The sequence below is a fragment of the Dorea acetigenes genome, assembly GCF_025567385.1.
Classification (GTDB): Bacteria; Bacillota; Clostridia; order Lachnospirales; family Lachnospiraceae; genus Claveliimonas; species Claveliimonas acetigenes.
Genome location: NZ_JAOQJU010000003.1, coordinates 148527 through 160355 on the forward strand (window position 1 = coordinate 148527; position 11829 = coordinate 160355).

The window sequence follows — 11829 nt, forward strand, 5'->3', positions numbered from 1 at the left end:
CTTTTATCTATTTCCCACGCAGCAGGTCTGCGCGCTTCCTGAGCCAGGACAGCATCCTTACCGCTCCGTATAATTTTCTTCTTATCAGCCAGAGAATCAGCTTATCTTTCTTAGAAAGCCATTCCCTCACATAATGGTTCTTGTCTGCCTCCGGGAAATGCCGGAACACGTACTCGCCGAAACGCTCCAAATAAGGATTCCCCGGCTCGTAATACAGCACTTCCTTGGTTGGTACGAAAAATACCTGCTCAAATGCCAGGTACTCCAGCTCTCTCCTGAATCCGGCATACGCCCCCTGTTTTTGAAAATACCGCAGGATATCCTCCATGGCGGCAGTCCGTTCCCGATAGCTTTTCGCAAAGTTCTTACTCCGCATAATAGAACCATCATGTAAAACATAATAGTACAGCGGATCGCTGTCTAAGTACACCACTTTCTCCGCTTTCAGCATAAGCTGGGGCGTAAGAGTCAGATCTTCATAATTGCGTCCAGACGGGTAACGAAGCCCTGTCTTCTCCCAGAAAGCTTTCCGGTACAATTTATTACATGGGCTGGGAGAGGCAACCAGTAACTCCGGATTCGTATTCACATTTATTACCCGGTCTCTGGGGACCTGCATACTCCATCTGTCCTGTCTTCCGGTAGATTCCTCAATCTCTGTAAAATCAAACACTACCAGGTCAGCTTCATACTTTTTGGCTCCCGCCACTGCGTGTTCCACACAGTCCGGTGCCAGGAAATCATCGCCGTCCACATACATCAGATACGTGCCTTTTGCTTCTTTAAGCCCCAGGTTCCTCACATCGGCAATGCCGCCGTTCTCCTTATGAATCACCCGGATACGCCCGTCCTCCCGTGCATACCGGTCACAGATTGCTCCACCGGCATCCTGGGAACCATCGTCAATCAGAAGAATTTCCATATCCCCGAAGGTCTGCCCGGCAATACTTTTTATGCAGTCTTCTACATATCTCTCCACATTATAAATTGCTGCGATGACGCTGACTAATGGCATACAATCCTCCTTAGCTGCTCTGTCTGTATCTCAAGATCATAGTTCTTTGCTTCTTTTAGCAGCTTCACCTGTTCTCTGTCATACTCCCGGTGTTCTGCAATAAACTGCGCCCACCGCTTCGGTCCTGCTTTCAGGTCAAGAAAATAGCAGTGATCCTGAATCTTCGTCTCCGGCGTAATGCTGCTGCTTAAGACGCATGGAAGCTTCGTGCTCTGTGCCTCTACCCCTACCACCGGCAGCCCTTCAAACCGGGACGGCAGAAGGAATACATCCATCGCCTGATACAACCTGTCCGCATCTTCCCGGAACCCAAGGAACTTAACAGCATCCTCCAGCTCTTTTTCCTTCACTCTTCTCCGTATAGCATCCAGTTGGACACCTTTCCCGGCAAGAAGCAGCACTGCATCATTCTCCAGCTTATATAACTGTTCAAATACATCTATTAGAAAAGGGTAATTTTTCTGGTAGCAAAAGTTCCCGATGCTTCCCACCACGAACTTCCCTTCCACGCCAAGACCGGCTCTCATTTCTTTCCGCCAGTCGGGATGGTACTGATATTTTCTTCGGTCCACCGCATTATATATCACCTCAAAACGATCGGATTCTACAATCTTTCCGGGGAAAAGCCACCTTCCCGCCTTCACCGAACAGCCATAGAACCTGGTCCCGGCACGCCAGCAGAACGCCTTGCAAATCCGGTGGGCTACATTGTAAACCAGGCGCTGCACACTGCTCTCACAGTCGTTACCACTGGAATGACTATGTATGGCACGCTCCCTCACTTTCATGTGTTTTGCCGCAAATGCCGCCACACAGTCAATCGCTGTGGACACATTCAAGTACACCATGTCATACTGCTTTCTTCTTAAAATAGCGCACACCTGCCGGAACTGCTTCACCGGATGCTTAAGCCCTGCCACCGCATAAATCTCCGACCGGTAAGCTCTCAGGTATGTCTCTAATCCTTTGTCTACTTTATCTGTAAGAAAATCTATTTCCACATCCTGATCCTGTACGGCTTCCAGAAAATTCAGAAGATAGCGGTCAATTCCTCCGCCTTTTCCGTCCATGATAAATCCTACTAATACTCGTTTCATACCGTCTGCTCATCCTCCGTCAACTGACAGATTCTCATAAGATACCCCAAAAACAGCCAGAAGCAGAAATTCTGGGGTGCATTTACATAGAAAATAAAGGACAGGAATGTAACCGCCGCTCCCAGGGAAGCCACCGCTGCAAAAGCAAGTGTCCCTTCCTTCCTGTCTTCCACTCTGATCCTTCCGGCTCTGCGCACTATCATAACACAGATATTCACAAAAAGCGCCAGAAAAATCAGGATACCAACAATTCCCTGACTCACCAGAATATCCAGTTCCAGATTATGCAAAGAATCGTACTGCCCTTCCTGTTCATTGTTCACCAGATAATTGTCCGGGAAATGCTCCAAGGTATAGGGTACGATGTTGCGGAATCCCACACCGATAATCGGTGATGAAGCCACAATCTCAAGTCCGTCCTTCCAGATAGAAAGCCGTCCGTTGCTATAGTCCTCCGTAATATCCTGCTCCCGCAGGTTCGGCTCTTTTTTTATCGTATTTCCGACTGTATTTTTCGAGGTGCTATTCGCTGTATTTTTTTGTGCGTTTTTCTCCGCAGCTTCTCTCTTTGTCTTTTCATTCAGCTGCACCACAATCTTTTCGTCTATGGGCTGATAAAGCGTCTTCACCCCAAAGGTTCCTGCTGCCAGCACAAGGGTAAATCCCACAACGCCTGCTACTCTGACAAGGGCTTTTCTTCCCGCAGCCCCTCTGTTTACAAATACCCAGAACAGACCGCCGCACAAAAGCCCTGCCGCCAGCCCTACAATTCCGGTTCTGGAGTCAGAAAGAACTATATAAATATAATTTATAATAAATACCAAAAAAAGCAATACTTTTTTCCATATTTTTTTAATATCTGCCAGAAAATAAAGCAGCATAAATAAAGCAATCATGGTAATCGTCGCCCCGTGGTTCGGATCATCGTAAATTCCCCACAGGCGGTTCCACCGGTAGCCGATTACATGAAAGTTCCCGGCCTTATCCTGAAATTCATACATTCTGCCCCAGTATACCATACTCAGGCTGACAAGATTTGCCACTGTACAATATAAGATATAGATTCCCGCCAGACATCTCATTTCCCTCCGGATTTCTTCCCGGGACATGTCAAATGCACTGGCATATACGATAATCAGAGGAATCAACAGCCAGATAAGTCCTTTCACATTCTCCACCAGCCCGTAGGAAATGTGGGCGGCAGCGCTTACACAGTAGCTCACGACGAACGCCAGCAAAAGAAAACGGTTATGAACCCTCCGATAACGCTTATAAAAAACGCCCATCCAGAGAATCAATACAGCCCCCAGCGCTGTAATCACGTAGGAGGCAAGGTTCATCCACCCTTTTGCATTGACAAAAGAATTGAATGCCAGCAAAAGGTATATCAGATAAAGGATTTTAAATCCAAATATAGCTTTTTTTAATTGATTCGTTCCTAACATATCTATCATCTCCCTGCTTTCACTTTTGAATAAACCATCGGCAGTTTATTCCGGATCATATACACCATTCTCCCCATCATCAGGCAGACTGCCGTATTTTTCTGCCGCAGCAAAAACAGCAGAATAGAAAGCGCCCTGCTGTCTTTTGCCTTCGCCGCGGGAATCAGCTCCAGGAACAGTTTCTGCTCAAACAATCTCCGGCACCATCTGCGCCGTGCGGCATGGTTCATACCGGATTTTCTGTCGCAGTTTCTCTGAAGCGCAGACAGGATATACCGGGCGTACAGGCTTCCCAGGATTCCTTTCACCTCTTCACTGCACAAATTCCAGTAACGGTACTGGTTGTATAATAATTCGATTCTCTTCTTATGAAATTTAAAATATTCCGGCACAAACTCACAAGTCAGGCTTCCTTCCATCCGCTTCGCATAGTGATAGGGACAGAACGATAAAATATTGAGCGAATCGATATCCATACAGTATTCCACATTAAATTGGATGTCTTCGATAAATTTGGCTTTTTCATAGTCTTCAAAGCGAAAACTTCCGTTTTTCAAATACTCCAAATCATAAACCTTATTCCACGGATAACCATAAAGAGTCTCCCTTTCCAGATAAATCATCTCCGGTCTCAGCTCTTCCTTTGATGAAAAATATCGTTCCTCATGAAACACCCTGCGGCTGTACTGTAACTGTCCCCCCGCATTATAATATTCTTCCGCCAGCCCAAAGACCGTAAGCTTCGCCGGGTTCTTCTGCAGGGATTCCCACACTTTCTGAAGAAGCTGCGGGTCTACCCGGTCGTCTGCATCCACAAACCACAGATACTTTCCGGAAGCCTCTGAAATTCCTCTGTTGCGTGCCGCGCTGACACCGTCATTTCGTTCCATACAGACGAGCCGGATTCGGGAATCCTTCTCTTCTGCCGCCGATACAATCTCCCTGGTTCCATCCTCAGAGCAGTCATCTACCACAACCAGCTCCCAGTCAGTAAAGGTCTGTCTCCGGATCCCTTCTAACATCTCCGTGATATATTTTTCTCCATTATACACCGGCATCACAATACTAAAAAATGACATTTTACTTTCCTTCCATATCCTTGTCTTTCTCTGTAAGTTCTGCAATCAGCCGTTCAATCTTCTTATATGACTGCGGACGGTCAAACTGCTCCCGGGCAACTTTTCTTGCCTTAAGTCCCATTTCCTGACGCTTCTCCTCATTTTCATACAAGTCTTCAATCGCATCCGCAAGAATTTCTGCATCCTCCGGCATAATATTTACTCCAAATCCCTCTGTCTCTACCTTAGCGCGGAACTCCGGGCTCATGCAAGTATTAATCATAGGCTTTCCTGCTGCCAGATAATCTCCGATTTTCGTAACAATACTCTGTGGCGCCTTCTTCACAAAAGAATTCACCAGTATGTCTGATTTTTTCAAATACGCCGCCATCTTGTCGTACGGCACATACCCCACAAATTCTATATTGTAAATCTGTCTTGTTCTTACCAGCTCTTCCAGCTCCGCTTTCGTAGGGCCACCGCCTAATATCTTAATGCGGATATCCCCATATCCCCGGTTCGCCAGCTCTTCGCCTGCAAGAATCAACGTACGGATATCGTAACTGGTTCCGAGCGTTCCGGCATAAGATACCCAGAATTCCCGATCAAGTTTGGATATGCTCTCCGCATTTTCGCTGGCACCCTTATCAAACTTCTTAAGTTCATTTCCTACATATACCGTCACCTTAGGCACCTGACGCTGCTGGTTCTGAAACGGCCGATCCCGGTATTCATCCGATGTTCCTACCACACCGGACACAAGAGAATACACCTTCTCCGCATCTCTCTGCAGAGGACGGAACAGGATATCACTGATTACGGGAACATCCAGCACCATCCGCATTGCCTCCGGCCACAGATCGTTGACGTCCGCCACAAAAGGAATCCCCTGATTTCTGGCATATTCGGCTGCCGCCAGTGCTACATCATTGGGTGGAATCTCGGCATAAATCAGGTCATAATCCTTCCCGTCCGCCGGCTTTTCTTCCAACATTTTTCTCAGATTCTTCGCCGCCTTTCTGTGGCTGATGATACGGGCAGGATCCACATTCTTCTTATAGCCCGGTTCTTCTATAAAACGAAGGCCGAAAGAATAGGTCCCTTTCTTTATATCTTCTGCAATTGCCTCCAGATTACGCTGTGCTTTTTCCCAATGCTGGAAGGTTGTCGTAATCAGATCTACCTGATATCCGGCTTTCACCAGAAAATCCGCAAGATAGCCGAATCTTGTATATCCTTTCTCTCCCTTTAATTTCACACCCATTGTAAGGATTGCGATCTTCTTCATCTCAGTACCTCCAAAACGGTTTTCACCATTATTTTCAAATCTTCCATTATTCCCACAGACTTCAGATACTCCAGGTTATAGCGCATCTTCTTCGGCAGAATCCTTCTCACATACACGTCATCCACCGTCTCGCCTTTCTCAAGATAATGCGCCATCACTGTATCTTCATCCTTATATGCCATACTTGCCATGGATGTCACTCCCGCCGGAAGGAGCAGGGTAGCCATCATCTCATCCGTATAGCAGTCCACATACCGCTCCACCTCCGGGCGAGTTCCCACAAAAGACATCTCCCCCGCAAGAATATTCAGAAGCTGCGGCAATTCATCCAGTCTGCACTTCCGCAGCTTATGCCCCATCTTTGTAATGCGGTCATCTGATTTTCCCGTAATAAGCGGTCCCCTTTTATCCGCATCCGCCACCATCGTGCGAAACTTAAAGATGCGGAATTTCCTTCCATATGTCGTAATTCTTTCCTGACGATAAAAAACCGGCTCTCCATCTTCTGCTTTGATTGCCAGCGCAATCGCCAGCATAACAGGGGACAAAAGGACCGTTAATACAAAAGAGAGGAACACATCCATGATACGTTTCCTGACAATGGCATTTTTCCTTTTTACCAGAAGATTATAGTATGGCCGCACCGCATCCTTTTTCATATTCTCCGGCAAATTCTCCCATTGTACTGGCATCTGTGTTCCTCCTTATATTTCTAACAATATTTCAGATAATTTTCTATTACATATTCCTGCTCTTCATCCGTAAGGCAAGTATGAAGAGGCAGGGTAATCTCATTTTCAAACTGCGCATACGCATGTGGAAAAGCTTCCATGCAAAATCCCAGATTCTTATACGCCGTAAGCATCGGCAACGGCTTATAATGCACATTTGTTGCAATTCCCTTCTCCATCATTGCCACAATCACTTGATCGCACGCTTCACGATTCTTTCCGGGCAGACGGGTCAGATAGAGATGACCACTGGACGCCGAACCATCGCCATAATGATTCAGGACCTGCACGCCTCTGTCTTTCCATGCCTCATTATACCGCTCAATCAACTGCCTTCTCCGGGCAAGAATCCGGTCATAGCGCCGCATCTGGGCAATTCCCATGGCCGCCTGTATATCCGTCATATTAAACTTATAAAGAGGCGCCACTACATCGTATTCCCAGCCTCCCACTTGATTCTTCTCCAATGCATCCTTGGTCTGTCCATGCAGAGACAGCAGCATGTACTCCTCATACAGCCTTTCACTATCTATTCCTGCATCCGTCACCCGTCGGGACCACATAACCGCTCCGCCTTCCGCTGTCGTCAGGTTCTTCACTGCGTGGAAGGAAACCACGCTGAAATCCGCAATCTCTCCCGCCATCTTTCCATCTCGCGCCGCTCCGAAAGCATGGGCTGCATCCGCCATTACAAGGACTCTTCCCAATGCTTCCTGCCGTTCATTTGCCGGATGGAACAGATGCTTCTTCTCTTCTACAATCTGAAAAAGCCTGTCGTAAAACGGCCAGACAATTCCTGCCAAATCCACAGTGATAACCGCCTTCGTCTTTTCTGTAATCGCTGCTTCTACCTTCTCCACATCCATCTCAAAGCTTCCCGGAACCGTATCTACCAGAACCGGAGTCGCTCCAACATGGCAGATGACACTGCACGTCGCTGTATACGTATATGCCGTCGTGATAACCTCATCGCCCGGACCAATGCCCATGACACGCAGCGTAAGTTCCATTCCTGCTGTAGCTGAACTTAAGCATGCCGCCTTCTGTGTATGGCACCTTTCGGCAATTAGCCGTTCAAACTCTTTTGTACGCGGTCCTGTCGTAATCCAGCCGCTTCTTAAGGCTTCACACACCTCTTGTATCTCGTCTTCTGTAATGTCCGGTGGTGAAAATGTAATATTCATAACTCTATTCCCTTCCCTGATTATTAAAATAATGAATCAGCACATCCTACTGCGTTGCCTCGGAACCTTCTAACATCTCTCCGTTTTCTACTGCTTTCAGCGCCTCCTTAATCGTCTCAACAGATCCTGCATCCGGCTGCGTCACATAGAGCGGCTGCCCCGCATAAGAGTAACAGTACTGCGAATCAGCCGTGCCCTCTGCTGCCAGGGATTTGATACTCCAGGACGCCCCGTCAGCAAGCTGCTGCTTAATCAAATCCTGAATCTGCGTCTCAGACATATTGGTCTCCACATTTCCGCTGACACTGTTAATAATTCCATTCGCTCCTGTCAGAATTGCCGGGGACACCATCTTCTTAATCATGGCAGTGATAACCGCCTGCTGATCCTTCCCACGCTGATTATCTCCGCCCGGCACATTCTGGCGTTCTCTGGAGAACGCCAGGGCTTGTTTCCCGTTAAAGGAATTCATCCCCTGTACCACATCCATCACAAGTCCGGAATCTTCACTTGTGGTAAAGGCATATTCAGATTCCACTTCCACGCCTCCCAGCGCGTCTACTATGTCAATCAGAGACGTAAAATTCACCCGTGCATAAAAATCAATCTCCATATCATACAGATTCTCTAATGTCGCCATGGAAGCATCCACCCCGTAAATCCCGGCATGGGTCAGCTTATCCTTCTGTCCCTGTGTAATCCCCGGAATCTCTACATAATAATCACGCGGGGTCGTAACCAGAAGGATCTGATGGGTAGCAGGATTCACCTGCGCAATAATATTAACATCACTGCGGCTGTTTGTCTCAATTGCTCCGTAAACATCAATCCCGCTGATGTAGACACTGAAAGTCTCATCCTCCACCTTAACATCCGCTGCCTTATTCTCCAGTTCATTCTTAATACTGTGGGTATAAATCACCTTTGTATTCTCTTCGTATCCTTCAAACGCTTCCGCAAGGATTCCCGTATACCCTTCATTGTAAATAATCGCATCCACTGTCCCATCGTGGAGCGCCTGTGCCTGTTCTGCAAGACTCTGATACTCGACAGTCTCAATCTCCGAGCCAAGTTCATCATTGATTGCCTCTACCGTCTGCGAAATCTGCTCGCCCTTCATCTGATATTGTACACCAAAGGTATAATCCTTCGCATCCTGGATATCCTCTGCCTTATTGTCTGCCATCACAGCAACTACTATATTATCCAGTTTATATTCTCCGCCTGTAATCTCATTCAGAGCTCCGCCCGCCCGGAACAGATAGTACGCTCCGAACAAAAGAAGCAGTGCAAGAACCGCACTCAGAACCTTACCTGCAACAGCCTTTTTCTTCGAGAAAAACTGCCCGGCAAAAAGGACTCCAAAGCAGAGCAGCAGGATGACTCCGATAACTGCGGTATAAGAAAACGGCAGCATATTCAGCCGCAAAAGCCCTGCCATAAATATAATACTTGCAATTCCTTCAACTACCGCCAGGCTAATTCCTACCCTGCGACTGACAAGATTCTGCTTCTTTTTCTTCCGATGCCGTCTTCCTCTATGATAATGATGTTTTGCCATTTTTATTCATACCCCTTCATATATTACTTAAATTCAATGTATTTTAACACTTTATTCACATTTTTTCAACCTCCCGTCAAATTTCTATGTAATCTTGGCATATTTTTAAAAAAAACTTAAGTTTTCCCCCACAGGTAATTTCCCACTTGACAAATCAACGCCGGCAGTGATACAGTTGCTATGTAATATAGTATGTTACTTGTTGGAATAAACGAGGCATTAACTGTACATAAATATGAAGGATATTTATGTGGGTTAGTGTCTCTTTTTTTACCTTATACAGCGGATGATATCCCCGTAAATATCCCGGAAATAGAAAAGGAGAAGAACAAATGAAAGACAAAATTTTTGGCGTGCTCCAGCGCGTAGGAAGATCCTTTATGCTTCCAATTGCCATCCTCCCGGTAGCCGGTCTCCTGCTGGGATTCGGCAGCTCGTTTACCAACGAAACCATGCTTGAGGCTTATGGGCTAATCAACGTAATCGGTCCGGGAACTATTGTTTATGCTATCTTTGAAGTTATGAGCGAAGCCGGCAACATCATCTTCGCCAACCTGCCTATTATCTTCGCCATGGGCGTTGCAATCGGCATGGCAAAGAAGGAAAAGGAAGTCGCAGCTCTCTCAGCGGTTATTGCATTTTTCATTATGCATGCCTCCATCAGCGCCCTGATTACCATCAACGGAGGAACCGAAGAACTTTTAAGCGGCGCTACCGCTTCTGTCTGCGGTATTACTTCTCTGCAGATGGGCGTATTCGGCGGTATCATTGTAGGTCTCGGCGTTGCCGCTTTGCACAACCGCTTCTACAAAATTGAACTGCCCCAGGTTCTTTCTTTTTTCGGCGGTACACGGTTTGTCCCGATTATTTCTGCCCTGGTCTATACGGGCGTAGGAATCCTGATGTTCTTTATCTGGCCGGTCATCCAGACCGGAATCTACGCCGTGGGAAATGTAGTCCTGGAATCTGGTTATGCAGGAACATGGGTATACGGACTGATGGAACGTCTGCTGATTCCCTTTGGCCTTCACCATGTTTTCTATCTTCCTTTCTGGCAGACGGGTCTTGGCGGAACCATGGAAGTGGGCGGCCAGTTAATTGAGGGCGCGCAGAATATTTTCTTCGCTCAGCTTGCAGACCCTACCGTAGAGCACTTCGCGGTATCTGCCACCCGGTTCATGTCAGGAAAATTCCCACTGATGATTTTCGGCCTTCCGGGAGCTGCTCTTGCCATGTACAAGACTGCCAAACCCGAGAAAAAGAAAGCCGTGTCAGGTCTTCTGCTCTCTGCCGCCCTGACTTCCATGCTGACGGGTATCACCGAACCACTGGAATTCACCTTCCTTTTCGTAGCGCCCGTACTCTATGGCATCCACTGCGTATTTGCAGGTTTCGCTTATATGCTGATGCATATCTGCAACGTAGGCGTCGGCATGACATTTTCAGGCGGAGTTATCGACCTGTTCCTCTTCGGTATCCTGCAAGGCAATGCAAAGACCAATTGGATCTGGATTGTAATCGTAGGAATCGGATATTTCATCGTATACTACTTCCTGTTTAGCTTCCTTATTAAAAAGCTGGATTTGAAAACACCGGGAAGAGACGACAGCGAAGAAGTAAAATTATACCGCCGAAGCGACGTAGAGGCGCGCAAAAATACCGGCGGCGCATCCGGCTCTGTTGTCAAGTCTGCTGAGGATGAACTTTCCCGCACAATCTGCCAGGGCCTCGGCGGCAAGAAGAATATCTCTGACGTGGACTGCTGTGCAACAAGACTCCGCTGTACCGTATTCAAACCGGAGCTTGTAGATGACAAGCTCCTGAAATCAACCGGCGCATCCGGCGTAGTCCACAAAGGAAATGGCGTACAGATTATTTACGGTCCCAGAGTAACGGTCATCAAATCGAACTTGGAAGATTATCTGGAGAAGGCAGAAGAAAGAACCGCCAAAAAAGTGACGCAGACCATCGTCATCTCCAGTCCTGTCACCGGAACCGCTGCCGACCTTTCCACTGCCCCGGATGAAGCATTTGCTGCAAAAATGATGGGAGATGGTGCGGTTGTCACACCGGAAGATGCGGTAGTAAAAGCTCCGGAAGACGGCGAAGTATGCTTCGTCTTCGAGACCAAACACGCCATTGGCTTTTTGACCGACTCCGGCATAAGCCTGCTGCTTCACATGGGTATTGATACGGTAAAATTGAACGGAGAAGGCTTTAAAGTATTTGTAGAAAACGGTCAGAAGGTGAAGAAAGGCGAACCGCTTATGGAACTTGACCTTGCATATTTAAAAGCACACACGCCTTCCATCACTTCTCCGATTCTGTGTACAGAACTGGAAGATAACCAGAAAATCCGGTTGCTTAAGGAAGGCCATATTCAGGCAGGAGAAGGACTTTTTGCAATCGACCTTTACGAATAATTAGGGTTTTTGAAGCACTTTCTCACT

At 47.2% G+C, this 11829-nt stretch carries 9 protein-coding genes; 1 reads left to right on the forward strand and 8 read right to left on the reverse strand.

Translation table 11 applies throughout. The annotated features are described in order from the left end of the window. Positions 1 to 7: 7 nt before the first annotated feature. From OCV99_RS05135 to OCV99_RS05170, 8 genes are read right to left on the reverse strand one after another with little or no spacing between them, the layout of a single operon-like run. A complete protein-coding gene (locus OCV99_RS05135) occupies positions 8 to 1015 on the reverse strand; it encodes a glycosyltransferase family 2 protein (protein WP_158368856.1) in 1008 nt (335 codons plus the stop codon). Next, on the reverse strand, positions 1006 to 2112 hold the full coding sequence (locus OCV99_RS05140) for a glycosyltransferase (protein ID WP_158368858.1): 1107 nt from the start codon (positions 2110 to 2112) through the stop codon (positions 1006 to 1008). Before OCV99_RS05140 ends, OCV99_RS05135 begins: the two co-directional genes overlap by 10 nt. Further along, entirely contained in the window at positions 2109 to 3557 is a 1449-nt protein-coding gene (locus OCV99_RS05145; protein ID WP_262574939.1) for an O-antigen ligase family protein, read from the reverse strand. Before OCV99_RS05145 ends, OCV99_RS05140 begins: the two co-directional genes overlap by 4 nt. Before the next feature lie 5 nt (positions 3558 to 3562). Next, positions 3563 to 4636: a glycosyltransferase family 2 protein gene (locus OCV99_RS05150; protein ID WP_158368863.1), complete on the reverse strand. Its 1074-nt coding sequence runs from the start codon at positions 4634 to 4636 to the stop codon at positions 3563 to 3565. Position 4637: 1 nt separating this feature from the next. Then, a complete protein-coding gene (locus OCV99_RS05155; RefSeq protein ID WP_158368864.1) occupies positions 4638 to 5903 on the reverse strand; it encodes a glycosyltransferase family 4 protein in 1266 nt (421 codons plus the stop codon). Further along, the gene (locus tag OCV99_RS05160; RefSeq protein WP_158368866.1) at positions 5900 to 6595 is read right to left on the reverse strand and encodes a sugar transferase; all 696 of its coding nucleotides are present in this window, start codon (positions 6593 to 6595) and stop codon (positions 5900 to 5902) included. Before OCV99_RS05160 ends, OCV99_RS05155 begins: the two co-directional genes overlap by 4 nt. 20 nt (positions 6596 to 6615) lie before the next feature. After that, positions 6616 to 7818: a DegT/DnrJ/EryC1/StrS family aminotransferase gene (locus OCV99_RS05165; RefSeq protein ID WP_158368868.1), complete on the reverse strand. Its 1203-nt coding sequence runs from the start codon at positions 7816 to 7818 to the stop codon at positions 6616 to 6618. A gap of 46 nt (positions 7819 to 7864) precedes the next feature. Beyond that, the gene (locus OCV99_RS05170; RefSeq protein WP_158368870.1) at positions 7865 to 9379 is read right to left on the reverse strand and encodes an LCP family protein; all 1515 of its coding nucleotides are present in this window, start codon (positions 9377 to 9379) and stop codon (positions 7865 to 7867) included. A 332-nt stretch (positions 9380 to 9711) separates the two neighbouring features. Between OCV99_RS05170 and OCV99_RS05175 the strand changes: the two genes are divergently transcribed. Beyond that, positions 9712 to 11802 (forward strand): PTS sugar transporter subunit IIABC, encoded by a 2091-nt coding sequence (locus tag OCV99_RS05175; protein WP_158368872.1) that lies wholly within the window; start codon positions 9712 to 9714, stop codon positions 11800 to 11802. The last annotated feature ends 27 nt before the right edge of the window (positions 11803 to 11829 follow it).

Excerpts from the sequence above, each read along its gene's own strand:
- OCV99_RS05135 (WP_158368856.1), bottom strand. The coding sequence starts at position 1,015 with ATGCCATTAGTCAGCGTCATCGCAGCAATTTATAATGTGGAGAGATAT.
- OCV99_RS05140 (WP_158368858.1), bottom strand. The coding sequence starts at position 2,112 with ATGAAACGAGTATTAGTAGGATTTATCATGGACGGAAAAGGCGGAGGA.
- OCV99_RS05145 (WP_262574939.1), bottom strand. The coding sequence starts at position 3,557 with ATGTTAGGAACGAATCAATTAAAAAAAGCTATATTTGGATTTAAAATC.
- OCV99_RS05150 (WP_158368863.1), bottom strand. The coding sequence starts at position 4,636 with ATGTCATTTTTTAGTATTGTGATGCCGGTGTATAATGGAGAAAAATAT.
- OCV99_RS05155 (WP_158368864.1), bottom strand. The coding sequence starts at position 5,903 with ATGAAGAAGATCGCAATCCTTACAATGGGTGTGAAATTAAAGGGAGAG.
- OCV99_RS05160 (WP_158368866.1), bottom strand. The coding sequence starts at position 6,595 with ATGCCAGTACAATGGGAGAATTTGCCGGAGAATATGAAAAAGGATGCG.
- OCV99_RS05165 (WP_158368868.1), bottom strand. The coding sequence starts at position 7,818 with ATGAATATTACATTTTCACCACCGGACATTACAGAAGACGAGATACAA.
- OCV99_RS05170 (WP_158368870.1), bottom strand. The coding sequence starts at position 9,379 with ATGGCAAAACATCATTATCATAGAGGAAGACGGCATCGGAAGAAAAAG.
- OCV99_RS05175 (WP_158368872.1), top strand. The coding sequence starts at position 9,712 with ATGAAAGACAAAATTTTTGGCGTGCTCCAGCGCGTAGGAAGATCCTTT.